Origin of the sequence: Nocardia noduli, assembly GCF_019038455.1 — a bacterium.
Classification (GTDB): domain Bacteria; phylum Actinomycetota; class Actinomycetes; order Mycobacteriales; family Mycobacteriaceae; genus Nocardia; species Nocardia noduli.
The window spans coordinates 1-307 of sequence record NZ_JAFMPL010000327.1 but is presented as its reverse complement, the minus strand read 5'-3'; the positions used below and the strand labels follow the sequence as shown (position 1 = coordinate 307).

The 307-nt window shown below is 66.8% G+C and carries 1 protein-coding gene; it reads right to left on the bottom strand.

Features of this window, described 5'->3' with window-relative positions; translation table 11 throughout:
- On the bottom strand, nt 1-307 hold a 307-nt coding region (locus JZ792_RS41610; protein ID WP_308165659.1), incomplete at both ends, for a ketoacyl-synthetase C-terminal extension domain-containing protein.

The following is a 307-nucleotide window of genomic DNA, read 5'->3' as shown; positions in this document are numbered from 1 at the left end:
AGCCACTCCTGCAACCGGCGCCCCTGCGCGAGCAGGCCCTCACCGCTACGCCCCGACAACACCCACACCACCGCATCGGATTTCACTACAGGCACCGGATCGGTGTCGGGTGTCTCGGTGTCGGGTGGTGCCTGTTCGAGGATGACGTGGGCGTTGGTACCCGAGATACCGAAGGAGGACACCGCCGCACGACGCGGCCGGTCGGCCACGGTAGTCCAGGCACGAGGCTCGGTGAGCAGTTCGACTGCGCCGCTCGTCCAGTCGACATGGGTGGAGGGGGTGTCGACATGCAGGGTTTTCGGCAGTG